Raw genomic sequence first — 22,706 nt, 5'->3', positions numbered from 1 at the left:
GTGGTCGATGCTGCGTTCTATCGCAGGTGCATGAAACGACTGGTGTTGACCTGGGCGTTGAGGCGGCGGCCAGGCTTTCCAATGGCGAGTCTGTTGAATCTCCTCTGCGCTTCGTTGTCTCAGGATTCGAGGCAGACGCCTTTCCTGCAAGGTTGAGGCGGCCAAGGTCGGGGCTGGGTTTGCGCCAAGGGCCGGACTGGCAAAAGGCACGAGGCTTCCGATCTTGAAGAATCGAAGGAAATCCTCTGCGATGTTGGCAAGGCTGCACGCACGCATTGCCAATGTCCGAGCGGACTTCACACATAAGCTCACGACCCGGCTCTGCCGCGAAAACCAAGGGGTGGTGATTGAGGATTTGAACGTCAAGGGCATGCTGGCGAACGAACGGCTTGCCCGCGCCATCAGCGACCTGGGCTTTGGCATGTTCTGCTTGCAGATGGAATACAAGGGGAAATGCTACGGCGTCTGGTTGGTTTTAGCTGATCGCTGGGATCCGAGCAGCCGCCTGTGTTCGGTCTGTGGTTGGGAGAATGAGATGTTGGCGTTGAAGGATCGGGAATGGACGTGTCCTCAATGCGGCACGCGCCATGATCGGGACATCAATGCCGCGCTCAATCTCAAACGGCTGGCAACCGCAACTGCCCTACCCGTGGCGAGTCCGTCCGGTAACGGCGGAGCTACAGCAGAGAGGGTCTCTGCCGTAGTCGGGAAAGTCACGCCTGTCAGAGACGAATGCGCTCCGCATTCGGGGCAGGAAGAGAACAGTGCGCCTGTTTGCGCACTTTCTTGAGAGCAGCACCGGATGAACGGCCATGGGGCGACCGGTGCCGCCCCTGTCGCCTGAATCATGAAATGCAGATGGGGCGCATCCTCTTCGAGTCATGCGTCTGCCGCACGGCCTTACCCAGGGTCTAAAGGATAGGTCCTAGGGGGCGCACATCCCACTGCCTAGCGCGCCTCATCGATCATGGTGCGGATCTTGGCGAAGGTCTCGGCAAGCGAAGCGGGGAATGCCGGATCATCGGGGACGATCTCGGCGATATCCTCTAGGCCATAGCTCAGATAGCGGATCTGGGTCTTGTCCCCCCGCGAGAACACCATCACGAACTTGGGCATGAGCACCGCCCGCTCGGGGTTGAAAGTCAGGCTCTTGTCGGCCTTGGTCGGTTTACAGACCTGGATCATGTGCAGGTCGAAACTGTCCGGCACCTCGCCGCCATGTTTGCGGAAGGTCTCGCGCATGTTCATGGTATCGGCGTTGTTGATCACAAAGTCGTATTTGCGAACGACAGCGGCGAAGTCATTGATGAATTGCTCAACGCCCTTGTCGCTCTCGACAATATAGAGATCCTGCTGTCTATTCACGCTGGCTCACCTCGATCACAGGACGGTTGACTGATCGGCCTTGGGCTGCGGCGATGGACAATCGCCGCAGCCCAGCGGTCTTTCAAAGGGTTGGTTTTTACCAAAGGCAAACCGCACGTTACGTTCGGTTTGGATCAACGACCAAGGATATCCGTCAATCATAGGGCCTGCGCCTTGGCTCAATGCTAGCGGCGTAGCGGATCCCGCTAGGATATGCTCTAAGGCATAAGGTCCGATCCGCGCATCCCAGTGCTGACTGCATGCCAAGGCCACCCCATGAGCACCCAACCTTTATCTCCAGAAAAACCATCCTGGCTGTCCGCCTTCCTGAGCCACTGCCATACCAAGAGCTATGACAAGCAGATCGATTTGATCCGTCAGGGCCAGCCCGCTGAGACCCTGTACTATCTGCTCGAGGGATCGGTGGCGGTCCTGATGTATGACGCAGATGAGCGGCGCGAGCTTTTGCTGACCTATCTCAATAAGGGTGAGTTCATCGGGGAGATGGGGCTTTTCATCCCGCAAAGCACCCGCAGCGTGATCGTGCGTACCCGTACTCCCTGCCGCGTCGCCGAGATCACCTATCGCCGGCTCGACTGGCTGCTCGAACATGAACTGGCCGAGGTTGCCAAGGCTTTGCTGTATACCATCGGCGCCCAGCTTGCGCTGCGCCTACAAAGGACCAGCCGTAAGCTCGGGGATCTCGCCTTTGTGGATGTCAGCGGACGGATCGCAGGCGCCCTGCTCGATCTATGTGAACAACCCGATGCCCAGCCCCATCCACAGGGGAAGCAGATCCGTATCACCCGCCAGGAACTGGGTCATCTGGTGGGCTGTTCGCGCGAGATGGCCGGGCGGGTGCTCAAGGGGCTCGAGGAACAAGGGCTCGTACGGGTCAGGGGCAAGACGATCCTGGTCTATGGGGTACGCTGAAAAAATAACCACGCCAACGCAAGCCCCGGATCAGCAGCGCGCATGAATGTCTCGCCGACCAAGAAGGCGTTGACCCCATGGGCGCGCATCTGGGCAACATCGGCAGGACTTGTAATCCCGCTTTCAGTCACCACCAGCCGGTCGGCTGGAATCCGCGGCAATAGATCAAGTGTGGTCTTAAGGCTTACCTCGAAGGTATGGAGATTACGGTTGTTGATCCCGATCAGGCGTCCCGGGAGCGCGAGTGCCCGTTCCAACTCATTGGCGTCATGCACCTCGAGCAATACGTCCAGGCCCAGGCCCTGGGCAAAGGCATTGAGCTCGGCAAGCCGGGCATCGTCGAGACAGGCGGCGATCAACAAGATGGCATCGGCACCGATGGCGCGTGCCTCATAGACCTGGTAGGGGTCGATGATGAAATCCTTGCGGATGACCGGCAGGGTGCAGGCGCCACGTGCCGCCTGGAGATCGGCATCGCTGCCCTGAAAGAAATCTCTATCGGTCAAGACCGAAAGACAGGCCGCGCCCGCCTGGGCATAGGCGTGGGCAATGGCGGGCGGAGCGAAATCGGCGCGCAACAGCCCCTTGCTCGGACTGGCCTTCTTGATCTCGGCGATCACCGCCGGCTCGCCGGCATCCACCCGCCGCTTGAGGGCATCGGCAAAGCCGCGCGTCGGGTCTGCGTTATCCAGGATAGCGCGCAGTTGCGCCTCAGGACAGCGCAGTCGTCGCTCGGCGATCTCCTCCTGTTTACGCCGGAGGATGGTCTTTAAGATATCCGGGGTCTCGGCCATGGCGCCCTCAGGCAAAACTCTGGGTCAAGGCGATCAGTCGTTCCAGGCGGCGCTCGGCCTCGCCGCTGTCGATGGCCCGTGCTGCCGCTGCAATGCCAGCGGCCAGGGAATCGGCGCGTCCGGCGACATAGATGGCAGCGCCCGCATTGAACAGGACCATGTCGCGCGCAGGTCCCGACTCGCCAGCCAGCACCTTCCGGATCAGGGCTAAACTCTCGGCGGGACCAGAGACCTGGATGGCCGCAAGCGGGGCACGCTGGAGCCCAAAGTCCTCCGGGGCCAGGCTATAGCGATGCACCTCGCCGGCACGCAGCTCAGCGACATCGGTGCGCTCGGCGATGCTGAGCTCATCCAACCCATCGCGGGCGTGGACGACCAGGACGTGCCGGCTGCCGAGCTGCTGCAGGACCAAGGCCAGGGGCTCGAGCCAGTGGGCACTAAAGACCCCGAGCACCTGATGGGGTACAGATGCCGGATTGGTCAGGGGCCCCAGGAGATTAAACAATGTGCGCACCCCCAGCTCGCGCCGCGGCCCGATGGCATGTCTCATGGCGCTGTGATAGACCGGAGCGAACATGAATCCAACCCCCACCTCGCGCACACAGAGTGCAACCTGCTCGGGCGTTAGATCCAGCTTGATGCCGGCAGACTCCAGGACATCCGCCGCCCCTGAGCGGCTGGAGACCGAGCGGTTACCATGCTTGGCGACATAACAGCCTGCGGCAGCGGCGACAAAGGTGCTGGCGGTCGAGACATTGAAGGTCGCGGCGCCATCGCCGCCGGTGCCGACGATATCGACCAGATGATCGAGCCCGTCGAGAGCAACGGGTGTTGCCAGGGCGCGCATCACCGCAGCAGCCGCAGCGATCTCGGTAGGTGTCTCGCCCTTCATGCGCAGGGCGACCAATAGTCCGGCAATCTGTGCAGGGGTTGCACCGCCGGTCATGATGAGGCGCATGACGGCAGCCATCTCCTCACCGGTCAGGTCATGGCGTTCGATGCAACGGGCGACGGCCTCTTTGAGCTCCATCAGCGGTCCTCTAGGAAGTTCTGCAACAAGCGATGCCCATGCTCAGTCAGGATGGATTCGGGGTGAAACTGGACGCCCTGGATCGGTAGGGTGCGATGCCGTACCCCCATGATACATTCACGCTCCCCCTCCGCCGTCTCGGTCCAGGCAGTGACCTCAAGGCAATCCGGCAGGGTCTGAGGATCGATCACCAGGGAATGATAGCGTGTGGCCATGAACGGGCTCGGCAGACCGCTGAAGACACCGCAATCCTGGTGATGGATGGGCGAGGTCTTGCCATGCATCACCGTAGGGGCCCGGATGATCTGCCCGCCGAACGCCTGCCCGATGGCTTGATGTCCCAGGCAGACCCCCAGGATCGGCACGCGCCCCCTAAGACGCTCAATCAGGGGGACCGAGATCCCCGCCTCGGACGGCGTGCAGGGACCAGGGGAGATAACTAGGCGCTCAGGCCCCAGGGAGAGGACCTCATCGACCCTCAGCTCATCGTTGCGCACCACCCGCACCTCGGCACCCAATTCGCCGAAATACTGCACCAGGTTGTAGGTGAAAGAATCATAGTTATCGATCATCAGCAGCATGGCGGGCCCACCCGATTGGATTCATTGGCATCTGCGCTTGGCGATCCTTGTTTTTTAAGCGCAAGGATACCTGCTTTTGGGGTTCCTAGGGCGAAGTCGCTGGTGTTCTAGAGCACTCAATGCCCCTCCTGCTCAGCAGCGCTGATTGATTGTGCCTTGGTCACTCCGGCGCAAACCAGAACGGAATCCAAGTCATTCAGTCCACTGGATAGCGATGTTCGCCGGTATGACGCATCAATCAGCGGTTCCTTGCATAAAGCGCTCATCCGTGTCGATCCAGGTAAAGAACCAGCCTCGCCCCCGCTCGCAGGCGAGTCAATGGGCAGGACCGGGCCGTCTAGTCCTCCGTTGGGGGGCGATAGGTGGGGTCCTTGGGGTTGAGGAAGATGAAATGAAACTGCCCGGGTTCCAGCTCGACATAGTCTAGCGTCGCCGCATCGAGCAGGGGGAGATGCTCGGGGGCCATGACGATCTCGATGCCTTCGCACTGTATGCGGATGTCGTCCTCGGTGGGATCATCAAAACCCATCCGATAATCGATGCTTCCATCCGGTTTGCGACCGGCGGCGAGGCGCAGACACATGCCTTCTGTGCCGCCCTGTTTGGCCGCCTTGAGGACTTGCTCGGCGGCAGCGGGTGTCAGTTTGAACATCTTGGGTCCCCAATCAGACGGGCAGGCCACTGGCTACCCATGCGGTTGAATCAGGCCGTTTGCAGCGTGCGGCGGACATGGGCCAGGAAACGCTCGGTCCAGCGATGCCCGGCGGTGGCGCGCAGATGACTGTAACAGGCGAACACATTGCCCTGGACGATGCCGTCATGTGCACCATCGATCCCCCGGCCGCGACGCACGGCATAACCATACCGCCAGTTGGGGTCAGGATCTAGGATCAACGAATGATGAAACTCATGGGCGGGAATCTCGGCGGGCCCATTCCCCAAACGCGGCCAGGGGAAATCCTCGGTCTCCACCAGACGCACATAGCCGCGACCTTGGGGCTCAGGGCGCATCTCGACCTCGGCATCGAGGGCACCAACCATCTCCCGCCGCTCGCTGCCCCAGCGGATCGCCCGGCACAGATACATAAGCCCGCCGCATTCCGCATAGACAGGTCCGCCGCGGGCGATAAAGGCGCGGATCGCCGCGCGCAGCGACCCATTGGCCTCCAACCTGGCCATGTGACACTCGGGAAAGCCGCCGCCGATGAATAGGGCATCGACCTCGGGCAAGATGGGATCGGCCAGCGGACTGAAGGGCACGAGCTCTGCCCCGCCTTGGGTCAGGGCCGCTAGATCATCGGGATAATAAAACCCAAAGGCGGCATCGCGCGCGATCCCGATGCGCACGCGCTGTGCAGTCTGAAGCGACTGTGTATCCTCGGCGCATGCCCTGCTAGTGGCCTCATAGATCGGTATGGACCCACTGACCGAGGCAGCGTGGGCAATGGTCAGCAACCGCTCGAAATCAACCCCCTGATCGATCTGCGCGGCGATGGCCTCGATCACTGATTCGGCATCTCGAGTCTCGTTGCTCGGGATCAGGCCCAGATGACGCTCCGCGATCGCAATCCCCTCATCGCGCGGCACCAGGCCGAGCACAGGCAGGTCCGTATAATGTTCGACAACCCGCCTGAGGTTCTCGCCATGTCGCCCGCCCCCGATCCTGTTGAGGATCACGCCGGCAATCTTGAGCTTGGGATCAAAGCCCTGATAGCCCAGGAGCAAGGGAGCGATCCCGCGCCCCAGACCCTGACAATTGACCACCAGGACCACGGGCGAGCCCAACAGCTTGGCCAGTTCCGCATTGCTGTGCGCGCCCTGAAGATCGGTGCTGTCGAACAACCCGACATTGCCCTCGATGAGCCCGAGATCGGCCCCAGCGAGCCCCTGCGCAAACAGCCCGCAGATCTCGGGCTCGGACATGGTGTGAAAATCGAGGTTGAAACAGGGCCGCCCCGCCGCCTGCGTCAGCCAGAATGGATCGATGTAGTCCGGACCTTTTTTGAAGGGCTGGATATCCAACCCGCGGCGACGTAAGGCGCGACAAAGGCCGATGGCCAGGGTGGTCTTGCCCGACGACTTTTGCGGTGCGGCGAGATAGAGATGCGGCATCTCAGATAGGGGCCGGGCGGCGGATCCAGGCTCCGCCGCCGGTAAAGCTCAAGCAGGCTTGACAGCCACGGCCTCGGCAAGCTGCTCCTCGTCGGGGGCCACCACCTCATCGGCCAGGGACTCGGGCAGGAATTGCAGGACGCGCACCCCGACCAGGATGATCAGCAAGGACAGGGCCACCCCACCGATCCCAAGCAGGACCTCGGGGATGCTCGGCCAATAGGAGGCGGCAGCACCCTGCACCCCATCGTTGAAGCCAGACTCCAGGATGGTATGTCCTGGGAACATGGCCAGCGGGAAAGCCTGACTGCCAATGATGATCACATACATGGCTGCAAGGCCGCCCAGGATGACCAGGGTACAGGCAGCGATGATCCAGTTGCGCTGCTCGCTCAGGGCCGGATGGTAGAGGATCCACAGGGGCACGAGGTTGCCTACAAGAATCCAGCCCACCCAGAAGACGAAGGTATAAAACCCACCACCCAACAACAACCAGTGCTCGAATGCATCCTTCTTGGCCATATACAAGTTGGTCAGGTGATAGATCAGGACGAAATAGAGCACGACCGCGACGAACAGGGCGAGCAGATTGCGCAGCCGGCGCAGCACGCGCGGACCGATCGAGCGCCCCTCCTCTTCGAAGCAAAAAAAGAGCACCAGCATGAAGACGGCCAATCCATAGGCCAGCGAGAGGGCGACGAACATCGGCCCGAGGATCGCCGCATCATAGGCCTGGCGTGCGACCAAGAAACCAAAGATTGATCCGGTACCTGTGGTCAGGGCCAGACGCCAGATGAGCGCAAAGACGCCGATGGGATAATTGAAGGGCGCACCCTGGCGGTCGGCCATCGACCAGAGATAGGCGATGACGATCGCCATGAACCCCGTATAGAGATAGATGTTCCAGGCGAAGATCGAACTGAAGTTGTAATGGGTCATGGCCACGATCAAGCGCTCTGGCCGTCCCAGGTCGGTGACCAGGATCAAGAGGCCCCCGACAAGCAGGGCAACTGCCAATAGACCCGACAGCCGGCCCAGCGGCTTGTAGATCGGTTTTTTGAAGACCGTGCCGATCGAGGCGATATTGAGTGCACCCGAGGCGGATACGATCAAAAAGACTGCAAAGACATGCGGCATGCCCCAGACCACCGAGTTGCTCATGCCGGTGACCCAATGCCCTTCATGCTCCATATAACCAAATGACAGGGCCCCGATCCCGATCAGCGCCGCCAGATAACCGATCAGGCTCCAATAGCGTTGCGGCGGGATGCGCCATTCGCGATAGACGATGCGTTTCATCGATCTCACCTGTTTAGATCCGTGCTGTGAGCACACTGCGCGCCCAGGATGCTAGATCCCCGCATAGCGCACACCGGTGTTCAGTCCGAGATCCTCGCGGATCTGGCGGTTCTGGATCTCACGCATCCGGCGGCGGATGGGGCTTTCCGGGTCTTTGAGGTCGCCAAAGAGGATGGCGTGATGCCCGGTCGCAGCGCAGGCATCGGCGCAGGCCGTGGAGTCCTGGCCATAGTCGCGCCGATGCACGCAGAGGTTACAGCTTTCCACACATCCCTTGCCGCGCGGTACCGCGGTCAGCTGGCCGGTGGTGTTGTGATGGATGAAGCTGCGGGCCTTGTAGGGACATGCCATCATGCAATAGCGGCAGCCGATGCAGAGGTGACGATCGACCATGACGATGCCATCGGCGCGCTTGAACGAGGCACCTGTCGGGCAGACATCCACACATGGCGGATGCTCGCAATGCTGACACATCAGCGGAAGCTGGGTGATCCGCCCGGTCTGGTTGTCCTGGAGCTTGACCTTGCGAATCCACACGGCCTTTTGCTGTTCCCACTTGCTCGGCGATCCCTCGGGCACCTGTCGGTCCAGGCCATGTTCATGGTCACAGGCCTCGATGCAGGCCCGGCAACCCTCGGCGCATTTGTCGGTCTCGATCAAAAGCCCCCAACGCGATTTGTTGGTGATCGGCGCGGTCTCCGCCTGGGCCGAGAGGGTGTGGAGGACCACCCCGGGGGCGACGAGGGCGGCAGCCCCCAAACCCGCCGCAGTACCGATCAGCGCACGGCGAGTCGTAGCGACCGCCTCAGCGGGCGACTCGTCGCCGGAAGGCTGATTGTGTGGTGCGTGCAAGCGATGCATCTCAGCGCCCTCCCCCTTGGGTCAGCCCATCCGCCCTGGATGCCTGATCCCCATCGAGCCCCTTGGGGACGGCGGCATGACAGTCAAAACAATCGAGCTTGACGGACGCATAGCGATGGCAGGCGCCACAGAACTGATCGGGCTGATTGATCGGGCGTGGGCTGTGCTGGGCATCATAGCTCACATGACAATCGACACAGCCCGCCAGACTGTATTTGGTGTCACGGATGCCCTGATGAACCGTGGCGATGCGTTGATGTTTGATGAACTCCATGTGCATGCGGCGCATGCGCTCTGTCGGTTCGACGCAAGAGGGCAACCCCGCGGCCTGCGACCCGTCGACCACATAACGCTTGATCTCCGCCGCCTTGGCATAGGCAAAGGCCCCCATCACCAGCCCAGCGGCGAGGATCGCCATGACTGTGGCTTTAGCCATCGACGCCTCCAAGGTCCTTACTCGCCGAGACCCATCTTGATATATCCCGTCGGGCAGACATCGGCGCAGATATGACAGCCGATACAGCGCGCATAATCGGTCGCGACATAGCGACCCGTGGTGCGCTGGGATTTGTCTACCCGATAGACGGCATCTTGCGGACAGAAGATCACGCAATTGTCGCACTCAAAGCACAGACCGCAGCTCATACAGCGTTTGGCCTCGGCGATCGCCTCTTCCTCGGTCAGACCGATGACACGCTCATGGAAATGGCCCAGGACCTCCTCGGCCGCTGGGACCTCTTCCTTACGCTTATTACGCGGGACATAGTTGAAATGACCCAGGAATAGCTCCTCGTGCGAGATGATCTCGCTACCCGAGCGGTCCTCATAGTTGTGGATCGCCCAGTTGCCGCTCGAGGTACCGCGCAGGTCGCCACGCTGCTCTACATCAAAGAGCTCAGGGGCCAGATTGGCCTCGGTGAGCTTGTCGAGCAGGTTGAAGTGATGCACATCGACCTTGGGTCGGCGCTTGGGCTCTTCTTGCATCACATAGGCATGGATGGATTCGGCAGCGACCCAGGCCTGGCCGATGGCAGTAGTCAGCAGATGCGGGCGGATGATGTCGCCGGCGACGAAATGACCGGGACGCCCAGGCATCTGGTGGAAGCGGTCGGCATTCATCAGACCGCGTCCGTTGTCGAACTGTTCGAGGCCGGAGAGGTCCCCGCCCTGACCGATGGCGGCCACGATCAGATCAGCCTCCAAGATGCGCTCGGTGCCCTCGACTGGGAGGGGCCGTCCATCCTTCATGATGCAGTCGGCGATCTTGAGACCCGTCGCACGTCCGCTCTCGTCCTTGATAACCTCGATCGGCATAACGCCATCAAGGATGGTCACGCCCTCGCGGATGGCGTCCGAGACCTCATGCTCGGCAGCGGTCATCTGACTGCGTGCGAAGAGCGAGGTCAGGGTCACCTCAGCACCCTCAGCGGCTGCGGTCAGGGCGGCATCATGAGCGACATAGCCGTCGCGGATCACCCGCTCGGGCAGCTCATTGGGATGGGTCTTGCTGATATGGCCGAGACGCCGCGCCACCGAGACCACATCGATCGAGGTATCGCCGCCGCCGACACAGACCACCCGCCGGGCGGTGACCTTCAGTCGCCCTTCATTGAACGCCTTCAGGAAGGCCACGCCCGTGACACAGTTGGGCGTCCCCTCCCAGCCGGGCACCGGCAGACCGCGCCCCGTCTGACAGCCGATCGCCCAGAGGATGGCGTTATAGTCCTTTTCGAGCTGCTCGACCGTGATATCGCGCCCGACCCGGGTATTCAGCCGTACCTCGATACGGCCCATATCCAGGATACGCTGGATCTCGGCATCGAGCTTATCGCGCGGGACGCGATAACCGGGGATGCCATAGCGGAACATCCCACCCAGGCCGTCGTTGGCCTCGAAGATGGTACAACCATGGCCCTTGCGCCGCAGTTGATAGGCAGCAGCCAGACCCGCCGGTCCCCCGCCGACAATGGCGATCCGCTTGCCGGTATCGAACTCGGGCGCCTCGAACTGGTAACCATTGGCGATGGCGGTATCGCCGATGAACTGCTCGACAGCGTTGATGCCGACGAAGTCCTCCAGCTCATTGCGGTTACAACCATCCTGACAGGGCGCCGGACAGACCCGCCCCATCATCGCGGGGAACGGATTGGCATCGGTGGAACGGCGGAAGGCATATTCGCGCCAGTCCATGCCTTTCGGCGGCTGCTCCAGGCCGCGCACGATCTGCAACCAGCCGCGGATATCCTCGCCCGATGGGCAGCTCCCCTGACACGGCGGCGTCTTGTGCACATAGGTCGGGCACTTATGCGAGCGGTCCTGGTTGAAGATCTTGTCGGTGAGGTCCTGCCAGACGTTGTCGCCATCCTTGAACCGACGCCAGGTAGGCTTGGTCTTCATCTCATCGCTAGAGGTCGCCATCTCAATCGTTCTCCGTACAGTGGGAGCACCGCCAGCAGGCGGTATTGATTAAACGGGTGCCAGCAAGAACCCAGCGTCCCACAGGGATGCCGGCGCTCCGCCAGGGGCATCTCGATCCGCAGCCTCCAAGCCCAAGCGGGCCACGGCGCTCAATCCTCGTCATCCAGGCCATCTTGTGCCTCGTCGTCGTCCGCGGTGCGGCGGGTGAGGACGATGGCATTCGAGACCAACTGATGCAGGCTCAACACCTGATCCATCTCCATGCCGTAATAGGGCAAGACCTTGCTGAATTGGGTCTTGCAGATGGCGCAGATGGCGGCCATGTGCGTGACCCCCTTCTCTTGCATGACATTATTGAGCGCATCCATCCGCGGCTTGGCGCCCTTGACACGCAGCTCCATCAGATCATCGGTGAGCAACCCACCGCCGCCCCCGCAACAGAAGGTCCGGTCGCGGATGGTGTCCTCGTCCATGTCGTAGAAATGGTTGCAGGTCGCGCGGATGATGGCCCGCGGAATCTCGAACTGACCGCCTGGGACATTGCCCATGCGCGAGGCGCGCGCCACGTTGCATGAATCATGGAAGGTGATGACCTTGTCGTCGTTTTCGCTCTTGTCGAATGTGAGCTTGCCCTGCTGGATCAGGTCATAGGTGAACTCACAGATGTGCTGCGGCACCGGATAGCGCGGATCGAGGAAGTCCCAAGGTCCGGCCAGGGTATTGAGGAATGAATAGGCGACCCGCCAGGCGTGCCCGCATTCGCCAAAGATGATCCGCTTGACCTTGAGCTGGAGGGCCGCCTCGCGGATACGCAAGGCGATCCGGCGCATGTTTTCATAGGAACCGATGAACATGCCGAAATTGGCGGCCTCGGAGGCATACGAGCTCAGGGTCCAAGAGACCCCCGCCTCATGGAAGACCTTGCCATAGCCGATCAACCCATCGATATGCGGCTCGGCAAAGAAATCGGCAGATGGCGTGACCAGCAGGATCTCGGCGCCCTCCTCATCAATCGGATAGCGCACCCTGACCCCTGTGGCGTCATAGACGTCCTCTTCCAGCCCCTGGAGGGTATCGCGCAGGGCTGGGCCGGGAAGCCCGAGATTGTTGCCGACCTTGTAGACCTTGCCGATGATCTCATTGCAATACTTCTGGCCAACGCCGATCGAATCCATGATCTCGCGTGCCGCCATCGAGATCTCAGCGGTATCGATCCCATAGGGACAAAAGACCGAGCAACGCCGACACTGTGAACATTGATGGTAATAGCTATACCAGTCGTTCAAGACCTCTTCGGTCAGATCGACCGCGCCGACGAGCTTGGGAAACAGTTTGCCGGCTAGGGTGAAATAGCGTCGATAGACCTTGCGCATCAGGTCTTGACGTCCAACCGGCATGTTCTTGGGGTCGCTGGTGCCCAAGAAATAATGACATTTATCGGTGCAGGCGCCGCACTTGACACAGGCATCCAGATAGACCCGCAGCGAGCGGTATTTACCCAAGAGCTCGCCCATCTTGGCAATCGCCTTCTGCTGCCAATCCTCGACAAGCTCGCCTGGATAGCCGAGTGGCGTCTGAAACTCCTCCTTGGCCTTGAATGGCGCGCTATGCGCCATTACACCAGGCTGGATCTTGGGGATCTCGGTATAGGGGGTCAGCTCGGGGACTGCGAAGGTGTCCTTGGCCATGAATCAACCTCTTAGGGCAAATGGCTGGGATGCCCGAGTCAGTGTTCGAGCCTCTTGGCCCAGGGGGCGAGATGACGCTGCTCGCGTGGATTATCGACCTGATTGCGCGTCGGACTAAAAAACAATCCAGGCGCATGCAAAAGCTTACTGAAGGGAAAGATGATCATCAGCAAGGCTACTAGCAGCAGATGCAAGAGTAACAAGGGATCGGCGGGCAGCGGCTGGATATCATAGCGGTAGAGACCCTGGAAAAAGGTCTTGATCTCCACCACATCGACGTGAAAGGCGAACTTCATCAATAGACCGGTGCAACCGATGCCGAGCAAAAGCGCCAACATCAGATGATCCGAAGGGGCGCTGATATACCTCAGACGATCGACCAGAAAACGGCGCGACCACAAACCAGCAAGACCAATCACCATCGCGATACCGCCATAAATACCAAATGGCTGGATCAATTGGATCGGAAAGGGCACCGGCTCGATGAAGTAACGCAGATGACGCAGGGTGACCAGGAACAGACCGAAATGAAAGGTCCAACCGAAGATCCAGGTCCATTTATTGCCGCGAAACAGGCTTTCGAAGAGGACCACTTCACGCACCATCCTAAGCACGACACCCCAGCGGGTCGTCGGCGCCGGTGTGGTTGGGATCTTGAGAGGTGCAGGTGTGACGGCATATTGAATGATCTTGCGCGTCAGGCCCGCCACGAGCACAAAGGCGGCGAAATAAAACAAGAAGGCATAAAAATTGGTCAGCAGCGCCATCGCTCCGCACCCTTGCTGGATCTTGGCAAGGCCAGCGCGCAAGCCAGCGCGCTGCCCCCAAAAGCTGAATCAGACGCAACCAGTCGGCTTGGGCAGACCGGCATAGCGGCAAGCCTGCTTGGCCGGCCCGTAGGGGAAGAGGGTATAGAGATATTTGCTATTGCCCTTGTCCGGACCGAGCTTCTTACCGACGGCCTTGGTCAGGACCCGTACCGCCGGGGCGATTTGATATTCCTCGTAGTATTCACGCAGAAAATTGATGATCTCCCAATGATCCGGAGTGAGTTCGAGATTGTCTTGCTTGGCCATGACATTGGCAACCTCGGGCTCCCAATCATTGAGATTGGCCAGATAGCCCTCTTCATCCACCGCCAGCTGCTTGCCATTGACCTCGATGGTATCCGCCATTGCGACGCTCCTATTAGCTAAGGGTTTGGGTTTAAATCATTACAACCAGGCCTGGACCTTATCGCATTCTACTGCCAGATCGACGAACCCGGCATAGTCCACGACCTTGATGCCCGGGATGATACGCTCTTCAGAAAACCCCCGGGCCCTCAGGTCCGGACCGAGCACATAAAACTTCAATCTGCTCAGCGCCGTGGTCACCTGCGACTCGCAGCGCGTCCCCTTGAGGGCAGCATAGACCCCATCCTCGAACAACAGGACGGAAGCACCCTCAGTGGCAAACTTCAAACAGGATTCTATGGAATTCCGCTCGAAGGGTGATTTATTGACCGTGTGCAGGATGCCCATGTCGAACCGCCTTTAAAAGCTGAAGATCACATCGGACTCATTCATCAGGGCGCTTACCCGTTCGGCATCGACGACCTCGACGATATTGTCGATCTCTTCGCCGGTCTCCATGTCCTCAAATGCCACCTCGATCAGGTCATCAGGGGTCAGCCCGCGCGCCTCCAATGAATCGCGATCGACATAGATCCGCCGTACATCATAATCGCCCAGGGTGCGATAGGTCGGCGAAAAATTCTTCATCCCGATACCTTTGGTATCCTGGCCCTTGGTGAGCTGATAGACGCCATCATCGATGAACATGACGCACACGTCCTGATCAAAGGCAGCACCGATCAAGACCACCTCCAACGACTCCCACGCATAGATAGTGCCATAGGGGGCCTTGCGGTTGAGGTACATAAACTTTTTGACGATTTCCGACATGGATGCGCCCCTCAGTCACCGAAGACGACCAGCCGATCGGCTTGGATCGCGGCCTCGATCAATTGTCCCAGCCCCGAGATCCGAAAGCGCGGATGGATATTGGTGGCATCCTTACCGTTACGGGTCATCTCCCCCTCATCGACGATCCCGCGGCGCTGGGCGGCAGCCACACAGACCACGAGGTCAAGGTCGTATTGCTCAGCAAGCTCGGCCCAACGATTGACGATGTGCCGGTCATCTTGGGGTGGGGTCGTCAGTCGGGTCGAGTTATTGACCCCGTCGTGATAGAAAAAGACCCGGAAGATCTCGTGCCCCTTTTCGAGCGCAGCTTTGGCAAAGTGATAGGCCGAGTCTGACGCCTGATGCTGATAGGGTCCTTCATTGATCTGAAGGGCGAACTTCATGATCGACCTCGCTGTTTGCTCCATCACTTCCCGAACGCGGATCGCTGCGTCCGCCTCGGGATGTCTCGATTGTGATGCGCAAGACGCACCTGCGGCTAGGTGCGTCCGCCTCTTTTTGTCTGCCGCTAGAAGCGGATATAGGACGAGCTGTTGAAGCTCGCGCGCGCACCGCGCCAGGTATCGATGTGATACTTGGTGAACGGTAGCTCGACCTCTTCAAAGAAGCGCGGCCAGCCAATGCGCTCGATCCATTCGTTGATACGCTCCCAATCGCGCGCCCCTTCCTTGTAGGCCTTGAGGATACGCTTGACGATAGCCGTAGCCTCAGGCCAGCGCGGCGGATTGTTGGGGATGCCAGCAGCGACCAGTTTTTGGAAGGTCGGTTTGCCGCGGGCATTGGAATGATTGCCGCCCACCCAGATCGCGAGCTTGGTATGTTCAGGGTCATTGATCTGCATCGGCGGACAGGGGGGATAGCAGGCGCCGCAGCAGATGCACTTGCGCTCATCGACCTCCAAGGACGGCTTGCCATTGACCATCGCCGGACGGATCGCCGCCACCGGACAGCGCGCCACCACCGATGGGCGCTCGCAGACATTAGCGACCAGATCGTGGTTGATCTTGGGCGGCTTGGTGTGCTGGACGTTGATGGCGATATCGCCCTGACCACCGCAGTTGATCTGGCAGCAACTGGTCGTGATATGGACGCGGTTAGGCATGCGCGTATTGCGGAACTCGTCGATGAGCTCGTCCATCATCGCCTTGACCACGCCAGAGGCATCGGTGCCGGGGATATCGCAGTGTAGCCAGCCCTGGGTGTGCGAGATCATGGTCACCGAATTCTGGGTCCCGCCGACGACAAAGCCTGCATCCTCAAGGGCCTTGATCAGGGGCTCGACCTTGGCCTTGTCGCTGACCAGATACTCGATATTGGAGCGCAGGGTGAAATGGACATAGCCGTCGGCGTATCGGTCGCCGATGTCGCACAGCTTGCGCAGTGTAAAGAGGTCGAGGATGCGCTGGGTGCCGGCCTTGACGGTCCAGATCTCATCGCCGCTATAGGCCACGTGACGCAGCACGCCGGGGCGCGGGTGCTCGTGATATTTCCACTGACCGAAGTTCTTGCGCATCACGGGGTGCATATACTGCCAAGGGTCTGGGCAGCCGGACTCAATGGGCTCGCGCATTTCCGCCATGAGTGAATCCTCCAGGTTCGCTTCTTGAGAGAGGGGATGATCTCAGTTATGCCGGCTCAGCGCCCGGCCTCCGCCCGACGGGCAAACCACTCCTCCGCTGCCTGCTCCCAGCCATCCATGCGGATATAAGAGCTCTGCCGCGGATGGTTCAGCATGTTCGGGTCGGGGTCGATGCCGATCCCCTCAAGGAAGGTGGCCAGGCCGATGCGCTCGATCATCTCGCCGCAGCGCTCATGCTCAAGCCCATTCTCGGCCCAGAAATCGATGATAGTCTCGGCGAGCTCGACCAAGGACTGATAGTCCTCTTCGGTCTCCAGCTTTTTGAAGGGCACGATCACGGTACCCATGAGATCGCCGATCTTCAGGGTGCGCTTGCCACCGATGAGGATGGTGACACCCTTGTCGTCGCCAGGATGCAAGGCCTTGGGCATGACATTGAGGCAGTGCATGCAGCGCACGCAGTCGCGATTGTTCACCGTCAGGGTGTCATCATCGTTCAGGGTCAATGCCTTGGTCGGACAGCGGGTGATGACATTGTCGATGTAATATTGCCGGCCCTTTTCGGCGATATAGTTCTTGACCTCTGCCTGATCGACCTTCATGTCGTCGCGCCAGGTGCCGATCACCGCGAAGTCCGAGCGCTCGATCGCGTTCTGGCAGTCGTTCGGGCAGCCGGAGACCTTGAACTTGAACTTATAAGGCAAGGCCGGACGATGCACGTCATCGACAAAGTTGTTAACCAGCATCCGGTGCGCCTTGAGCTCGTTGGTGCAAGACATCTCACAGCGCGCCGAGCCGATGCAGGACATGGCGGTGCGCACGCAGGGGCCGGCGCCGCCCAGATCGAAACCGTATTCGTTGATCTCATCGAAGAAGTGCTGGGTACTCGGGGTATCGGCGCCGATGAACATGATGTTTCCGGTCTGACCATGGAAGGTGATCAGACCGGAGCCGTATTTCTCCCAGCTATCGGCAAGCTGACGCAGGATGGCGGTAGTGTAATGATTGCCTGCCGGCGGCTGGACGCGCAGGGTGTGAAACTCCTTAGAAGCAGGGAATGCCTTGCCGACCTCGGAGAAGCGCGGGATGATGCCGCCGCCGTAGCCATAAACCGAGACCGTGCCACCCTTCCAATAACCCTTGCGCGTCTCATAGGAATGCTCGAGCTGACCGAGCAGGTCATTGGCCATGGCATTGATGCGCGCGTCGGGATGCTGATCGCGCAGCCGCTTGATGCCGGAGATGAAGCTCGGCCATGGGCCGGTCTCGAGTTGGTCGAGCATCGGGGTCTGATGCTTGTCGATAGCCATTGCGCGGTCTCTCCTCAGATTCAATTCACCAGATCAGGACTGGGGCGCCTGCTCAGCTCGCTCGCGCTTGCCCCATCAGCAGGCGCGAATATATCAATGGATGCGCCAGGCGACTATTCCACGAACGGGGAGCCCTATGCCCAAAACCTATCCCGTTAGGGATAGATCAACCGACCTGGAGCCCCCGAGCTCGATGCCTAACTATTAGGCAATCATAATATTGTTCTTTGCTTAAGTTAAGCCCAACGCAGGGGTGATCTATGCAGGATCCGCCCATCTCCACGATGGCCTAACGCCGCCTCTCCATCCCTTCAGACCCCAAGCGCTCGCGGCTCGGTTGTTTTACACACTCGGCGCCTGCACATTGTAGGCCAGCGGGCGAACGCGTCTTGCCCGTTGCTTCATCCATGTTGCTACCCAAATGGCCTGTGGGACAACCCAACGATGCTCAAACTCAGCGAACTCTTGATCTCACACCAGGAGATCGAATCCTTCGATGAACTCATCCCCTTGATCCAGGCGGTCGCCCGGTCCGGTGAGCGGTTTTTCCGTATGGATGTCAAGCCGCCCTATCCCGATACGCCCGATGACTGGGAAGACCGACTGGAGGCCGCGTTCAGCGGTCTGGCGCGCTGATCCGAGACCCTTTACAACCACGGCAGTTTCATCATGATTCCCTTCAAGACTTCCCCAGTCAGCGCCATCCGTCTGCCGGATCGCCCCGCTGATTCCGTCCTTGTCTATCGCGGCGAGCATGCGTCCCTGGAACTGCATCTCCAGGCGCTCCAGGAGCGGCTGGCAACCATTGATCGTACCGGCAGCTCGGAGTTTGAGCGAATGGAGCTAGATGTGCAGATCGCCCGCACCTTGGCGAGCCTAGGGCGCGGCGCCGAGGCCTGGCCGCTGGCGCGCGCGGCCTTCGATCGCTTCATGGCTTGGGATCATTTTGAATCCGCTGCCGACGCCTGCGATGTGCTGTTCCAGGCCGACCAGCCTGGTTCCCTGGCCGCACTCGGTCAGGGGATCTGGTTGGCTGTGACCTGTCCGATCGACCTCGAACTGACGATCGAGCTGTTGCGTCATGTCGTCGATGAAACGCCCGATCACGCCGACGGCGCAGCAGTTGCGGCCACCACCGCCCTGTTTTTGGTCGATCTGCGCGCCCAGGGGCAACAGCGGGGAGATTTATTGTTCCTCGCCACCCAGATGCTAGGGACGGTCGCCCGCCGGCACAGTCAGGTCGAGACGCCGGAGGAATTGGATCAATGGATGGAGCGATTAGAATTGAAGGAGCCTGAGAAGTTCCTGATGCGTCTGCGCCATATCGTCGATGCCTTGGTCCAGGACGACTGGTGGTTTGACCGCGCGGCGCTTCAGCGCCGCCTGCCGTTTGCTTGAATGGAGATGCGCGATGTTTTGGAATGAGGAAGAGGTCAGCGAACCCAGCCAGGCGCCCGATGCAGTGGTCGATCTCGCCTTCGCGATCGCTTGCCGCTGCCTGCCTGTAGATCATGCCTATGCCCTGTCAAATGCACTGCGCCCCCTGGTGCCCTGGTTCGACGAGGAGCCGCGGCTGGGCGTGCACAGCATCCATGTCGCTGGCTCGCAGAATGGCTGGGAGCGTCCGGCCCATTCGCCGGACAATCTGCTCATGGTTTCGCGCCGCACCAAGCTCAAGATCCGCGTCCCGCGCGCCCGCGCCGATGACCTGATCGCCTGTCTTACCGGCCAGCGCATCGAGGTCGGCGGTCAGGCGCTTGCCATCGGCACCGCCAAGATCCAGCCCTTGAGCCGTGAGACCACCCTGCTGGCGCGTCATATCGCCATCGCCCCGGAGCGCGCCTCATCGACCGACGAAACCGCCTTTCTCGCCACGACTGCGCAGATGCTCCAGGGGTTGGGCATCCGTATCCGCAAGGCGCTCTGCGGCAAGGTGACCCTGTTGCACACACCCACCGGCCCGATACCCACCCGCGCCCTGATGCTGGCCGGTCTGACCGTCGAGGAATCGCTGCACCTGCAAAGCGAGGGGCTCGGGCTGCACCGCACCCTGGGTTGCGGGATCTTCATCCCGCACAAGGGCATCGATCCGGTCAAGCCGGTCGCCTGACCGCCGCACCCCATGCCTGCGCAGGAACAGGCGCTCGCCTGGTGGCCGATGTCCCTCGGCCTGCTGGGTGGTCTCGCCCTGTTCCTATATGGGCTGGAGCAGATGACCACCGCGCTGAAGGCCGTTGCCGGAGAGCGGCTGCATACCCTGCTCCAACGCCTGACCACCCATCCGCTCCTCGGTGCCTTGAGCGGGGCCCTGATCACCGCCATCCTCAATTCATCCTCGGTGACCACGGTCCTGGCGGTCGGTTTCGTCAGCGCCGGGCTGATGTCATTGCCGCAGGCGATCGGTGTAATCCTCGGGGCCAATGTCGGATCGACCTTCACCGCCCAATTGATCGCCTTCCGCCTCGAGAACCTGGCCTATCTGTTGATCGCCCTCGGCTTTGGCTTAAGCCTCGATCCCTGGCGCGAGTCGGTCCAACACGGGGGGAGCCTCATCCTGGGCCTGGGCCTGGTCTTTTTCGGGCTCGACCTGATGAGTGACTCCATGGCACCGCTGCGCAACGATGCGGATGTCATTGCCCTATTGACCAAGCTGAGTCAGCCGGCGCTCGCCATCCTGGTCGCGACCCTGTTCACCGCCCTGATCCAATCATCCGCCGCGACCCTGGGGATCATCATCACCTTGGGAAGCCAGGGGCTGATCGGTCTGGAGACGGGGATCGCCCTGGTCTTCGGCGCCAATATCGGGACCTGTGTCACTGCGCTCCTGGCAGCGATCGGCAAGCCACGGATCGCCCAACGCGCTGCCCTGGTCCATGTCATCTTCAATGTCGCCGGCGTCCTGATTTGGATCGCTTGGATCGATCCGCTCGCCTACTGGATCCAATGGCTCTCGCCCGCACGACCCGATCTGCCAGGTACGGCACGTCTGGCTGCCGAGCTCCCGCGCCAGATCGCCAACGCCCATACCCTGTTCAATCTCGCCAATACCCTGTTGTTCATCGGCCTGACCAGGCAGATTGCCCGCCTGGTCGAATGGCTGATTCCGGATACCGAGCACGTGCCCCTAACCGATCCAGGCAGGGCGCATTATCTTGACGACAGCCTGATGGCAACCGCAGATCTTGCCCTCGATCGGGCGCGTCTGGAGATCCTGCGTATGGGCGAGCAAGTCAGCGAGATGATGCAGCGGATCATGCCGGCGATCCTGGCCGGCGACCGCCAGGCGCTCGTCGAGATTGAACGGATGGACAATGCCGTTGACCGCTTGCATGCCGCGATCATCGGTTATCTCGGCAAGATCAGCCGCCAGAACCTGACCGAACGCCAGACCCGTGTCCTGATGGCGCTCCTGGCTACGGTCAATGACCTCGAAAACATCGGCGACCTGATCGAGACCAATCTGGTGACCCTGGGGCGCGAGCGGTTGACTCAAGGGGTTGCAATCAGCACCCCAACGCGCGAGCTATTGATCGGGTTTCATCGGGTGGTCAGCCGGGCGTTCGGCTCGGCCCTACAGGCGGTCAGCCAGCGCAATCCCCAAGCGGCCCAGACCGTGATCGATCTCAAGGTGGAGATCCAATTGATCGCGGCATCAGCGGCAGCGCACGAGGCGCGGCGCCTGGTGGCCAGCGAACCCAACCGTATCCCTGCCTATACGCTCGAGGTCGAGATCATCGAAAAGCTGCAACGGATCTATCATTTTGCCCGGCGCATAGCCAAGAATGCTGTCAACGGCACTCCCCTCGCCCATCCCGTTACCAACCCCTAACGCCAAGCATCGCGATGAACCAGGACAAATTCTTGCCTGCCAGTTTCGGCATCTATGCCAAGGTCGCCCGCGACATCCTGGCAGGTGAAGCCAGTCTGCCCAACCTGCCGGACGCGGCGCTGCGCATCCGCCGCGTCATGCAGGACCCCGACTGCGACCTCGTCCAGATCGAACGGATCATCCAGACTGACCCTGGGCTCTCCAGCTATCTGCTCCAGATCGCCAACAGCCCCTTGTATCGCGGCTGGCGTCGGATCAAGGACCTCAAACAGGCGTTGACCCTCTTCGGGTTGGAGACAACGCGCAGCCTATGTCTAAGCCATGCGCTGCGTGCCCTGTTCCGCCCCCGCGATCAACGGCTCAAGTCACTGCTGCTGGCCTACTGGAAACGCAGTGCTCGGCGCGCCGCCTGCTGCGCCGTACTGTCCCAGGCGGTGCGGGGTTTGAGCCCAGACCGCGCCTTGCTGGCTGGGCTCCTGCAAGAGATCGGGCTGCCCTTGCTCTATGTCCGTCTCGATGCCTATCCCGAGACCTTGGATCAGCCAGCCTTCATCCGGGGTCTCGCAGAGACTTTATGCACCAGGATCAGCCTGATGCTGCTCGAACACTGGGGGCTGGATGAAGAGTTATGTGAAGTCGCACGTACCCGCAACCAGTGGCAGCGCGACCATCCGGGTGGGGCCGATCTAGCTGACATCGCCCTCTTGGTCAATCTGCACGAGCTGATGCTCAATCCAGACCCCGAGCGCACCCTGCCCGCCATCAACCAGCTGCCGGCCTATGCCAAGGTTGCCCCTGGGCCGGTCAGCCCGCGCGGGACCTTGATGCTGCTCGATCAGGCACTTGATCTGACAGCGATCGAGACGAGCCTGAATCCCTAACCTGGCGCCAACCCTGGGATGCAGCCGACGCCGACCAGCGCGCGACCCCATCCGGGCCT

At 60.7% G+C, this 22,706-nt stretch carries 25 protein-coding genes; 7 read left to right on the top strand and 18 right to left on the bottom strand.

Features of this window, described 5'->3' with window-relative positions:
* Positions 1-97: 97 nt before the first annotated feature.
* Complete coding sequence (locus tag GWK36_RS14725; RefSeq protein ID WP_343033164.1) at positions 98-790, top strand: RNA-guided endonuclease InsQ/TnpB family protein; 693 nt, start codon at positions 98-100, stop codon at positions 788-790.
* A 158-nt stretch (positions 791-948) separates the two neighbouring features.
* Here GWK36_RS14725 and GWK36_RS02380 read toward each other — a convergent pair whose 3' ends face one another.
* Positions 949-1,365, bottom strand: a complete 417-nt coding sequence (locus GWK36_RS02380) for a DUF302 domain-containing protein (protein WP_166269767.1) — start codon at positions 1,363-1,365, stop codon at positions 949-951.
* Between the two features lie 276 nt (positions 1,366-1,641).
* Between GWK36_RS02380 and crp the strand changes: the two genes are divergently transcribed.
* A complete protein-coding gene (gene crp / locus GWK36_RS02375) occupies positions 1,642-2,298 on the top strand; it encodes a cAMP-activated global transcriptional regulator CRP (protein WP_166269765.1) in 657 nt (218 codons plus the stop codon).
* On the opposite strand, the gene trpC is transcribed toward crp, so the two are convergent.
* From trpC to dsrA, 17 genes are all read right to left on the bottom strand, one after another.
* Positions 2,283-3,092, bottom strand: coding sequence for an indole-3-glycerol phosphate synthase TrpC (gene trpC, locus GWK36_RS02370; protein WP_166269763.1), 810 nt, complete (start codon positions 3,090-3,092; stop codon positions 2,283-2,285). The two genes, crp and trpC, sit on opposite strands and share 16 nt — an antisense overlap.
* Positions 3,093-3,099: 7 nt before the next feature.
* Positions 3,100-4,122 (bottom strand): anthranilate phosphoribosyltransferase, encoded by a 1,023-nt coding sequence (trpD, locus tag GWK36_RS02365; RefSeq protein ID WP_166269761.1) that lies wholly within the window; start codon positions 4,120-4,122, stop codon positions 3,100-3,102.
* Positions 4,122-4,703, bottom strand: coding sequence for an anthranilate synthase component II (locus GWK36_RS02360; protein ID WP_166269759.1), 582 nt, complete (start codon positions 4,701-4,703; stop codon positions 4,122-4,124). Before GWK36_RS02360 ends, trpD begins: the two co-directional genes overlap by 1 nt.
* A 337-nt stretch (positions 4,704-5,040) precedes the next feature.
* Positions 5,041-5,355: a HesB/IscA family protein gene (locus GWK36_RS02355; RefSeq protein WP_166269757.1), complete on the bottom strand. Its 315-nt coding sequence runs from the start codon at positions 5,353-5,355 to the stop codon at positions 5,041-5,043.
* A gap of 50 nt (positions 5,356-5,405) precedes the next feature.
* Positions 5,406-6,815 carry a cobyrinic acid a,c-diamide synthase CobB gene (locus GWK36_RS02350; RefSeq protein ID WP_166269755.1) on the bottom strand — a complete coding sequence of 470 codons (1,410 nt, stop codon included), beginning with the start codon at positions 6,813-6,815 and terminating at the stop codon, positions 5,406-5,408.
* A gap of 48 nt (positions 6,816-6,863) precedes the next feature.
* Entirely contained in the window at positions 6,864-8,114 is a 1,251-nt protein-coding gene (gene nrfD, locus GWK36_RS02345; protein WP_166269753.1) for an NrfD/PsrC family molybdoenzyme membrane anchor subunit, read from the bottom strand.
* Positions 8,115-8,165: 51 nt separating this feature from the next.
* On the bottom strand, positions 8,166-8,975 hold the full coding sequence (dsrO, locus tag GWK36_RS02340; RefSeq protein WP_166269750.1) for a sulfate reduction electron transfer complex DsrMKJOP subunit DsrO: 810 nt from the start codon (positions 8,973-8,975) through the stop codon (positions 8,166-8,168).
* 1 nt (position 8,976) lies between these two features.
* Positions 8,977-9,411 carry a sulfur reduction protein DsrJ gene (locus tag GWK36_RS02335; protein WP_166269748.1) on the bottom strand — a complete coding sequence of 145 codons (435 nt, stop codon included), beginning with the start codon at positions 9,409-9,411 and terminating at the stop codon, positions 8,977-8,979.
* A 17-nt stretch (positions 9,412-9,428) separates the two neighbouring features.
* Positions 9,429-11,393: an NAD(P)-binding protein gene (locus GWK36_RS02330; protein WP_166269746.1), complete on the bottom strand. Its 1,965-nt coding sequence runs from the start codon at positions 11,391-11,393 to the stop codon at positions 9,429-9,431.
* Between the two features lie 149 nt (positions 11,394-11,542).
* The gene (dsrK, locus tag GWK36_RS02325; RefSeq protein ID WP_166269744.1) at positions 11,543-13,081 is read right to left on the bottom strand and encodes a sulfate reduction electron transfer complex DsrMKJOP subunit DsrK; all 1,539 of its coding nucleotides are present in this window, start codon (positions 13,079-13,081) and stop codon (positions 11,543-11,545) included.
* A gap of 38 nt (positions 13,082-13,119) precedes the next feature.
* Entirely contained in the window at positions 13,120-13,848 is a 729-nt protein-coding gene (locus tag GWK36_RS02320; protein ID WP_166269742.1) for a respiratory nitrate reductase subunit gamma, read from the bottom strand.
* 69 nt (positions 13,849-13,917) lie between these two features.
* Positions 13,918-14,256, bottom strand: coding sequence for a TusE/DsrC/DsvC family sulfur relay protein (locus tag GWK36_RS02315; RefSeq protein ID WP_166269740.1), 339 nt, complete (start codon positions 14,254-14,256; stop codon positions 13,918-13,920).
* A 39-nt stretch (positions 14,257-14,295) separates the two neighbouring features.
* Entirely contained in the window at positions 14,296-14,604 is a 309-nt protein-coding gene (gene tusB, locus GWK36_RS02310; protein ID WP_166269738.1) for a sulfurtransferase complex subunit TusB, read from the bottom strand.
* A gap of 12 nt (positions 14,605-14,616) precedes the next feature.
* Positions 14,617-15,027: a sulfurtransferase complex subunit TusC gene (tusC, locus tag GWK36_RS02305; RefSeq protein ID WP_166269736.1), complete on the bottom strand. Its 411-nt coding sequence runs from the start codon at positions 15,025-15,027 to the stop codon at positions 14,617-14,619.
* Positions 15,028-15,038: 11 nt separating this feature from the next.
* Complete coding sequence (gene tusD / locus GWK36_RS02300; RefSeq protein WP_166269734.1) at positions 15,039-15,431, bottom strand: sulfurtransferase complex subunit TusD; 393 nt, start codon at positions 15,429-15,431, stop codon at positions 15,039-15,041.
* Positions 15,432-15,556: 125 nt separating this feature from the next.
* The gene (gene dsrB, locus GWK36_RS02295; RefSeq protein WP_166269732.1) at positions 15,557-16,627 is read right to left on the bottom strand and encodes a dissimilatory-type sulfite reductase subunit beta; all 1,071 of its coding nucleotides are present in this window, start codon (positions 16,625-16,627) and stop codon (positions 15,557-15,559) included.
* A 56-nt stretch (positions 16,628-16,683) separates the two neighbouring features.
* Positions 16,684-17,937: a dissimilatory-type sulfite reductase subunit alpha gene (gene dsrA / locus GWK36_RS02290; RefSeq protein WP_166269730.1), complete on the bottom strand. Its 1,254-nt coding sequence runs from the start codon at positions 17,935-17,937 to the stop codon at positions 16,684-16,686.
* Positions 17,938-18,381: 444 nt separating this feature from the next.
* Here dsrA and GWK36_RS02285 point away from each other — a divergent pair, with 444 nt between their 5' ends.
* From GWK36_RS02285 to GWK36_RS02265, 5 genes are read left to right on the top strand one after another with little or no spacing between them, the layout of a single operon-like run.
* Positions 18,382-18,573 carry a sulfur relay protein DsrC gene (locus GWK36_RS02285; RefSeq protein ID WP_166269728.1) on the top strand — a complete coding sequence of 64 codons (192 nt, stop codon included), beginning with the start codon at positions 18,382-18,384 and terminating at the stop codon, positions 18,571-18,573.
* Between the two features lie 33 nt (positions 18,574-18,606).
* Positions 18,607-19,335, top strand: a complete 729-nt coding sequence (locus GWK36_RS02280; protein WP_166269726.1) for a hypothetical protein — start codon at positions 18,607-18,609, stop codon at positions 19,333-19,335.
* A gap of 13 nt (positions 19,336-19,348) precedes the next feature.
* Positions 19,349-20,047, top strand: coding sequence for a type I-MYXAN CRISPR-associated protein Cas6/Cmx6 (gene cas6 / locus GWK36_RS02275; RefSeq protein WP_166269724.1), 699 nt, complete (start codon positions 19,349-19,351; stop codon positions 20,045-20,047).
* Between the two features lie 12 nt (positions 20,048-20,059).
* Positions 20,060-21,766: a Na/Pi cotransporter family protein gene (locus GWK36_RS02270; protein WP_166269721.1), complete on the top strand. Its 1,707-nt coding sequence runs from the start codon at positions 20,060-20,062 to the stop codon at positions 21,764-21,766.
* A gap of 14 nt (positions 21,767-21,780) precedes the next feature.
* Positions 21,781-22,647 (top strand): HDOD domain-containing protein, encoded by an 867-nt coding sequence (locus tag GWK36_RS02265; RefSeq protein ID WP_166269719.1) that lies wholly within the window; start codon positions 21,781-21,783, stop codon positions 22,645-22,647.
* The last annotated feature ends 59 nt before the right edge of the window (positions 22,648-22,706 follow it).

The sequence above is a fragment of the Caldichromatium japonicum genome (assembly GCF_011290485.1).
GTDB lineage: Bacteria > Pseudomonadota > Gammaproteobacteria > Chromatiales > Chromatiaceae > Thermochromatium > Thermochromatium japonicum.
The sequence above is the reverse complement of the archived record's forward strand: the minus strand, read 5'-3'. Positions and strand labels throughout refer to the sequence as shown.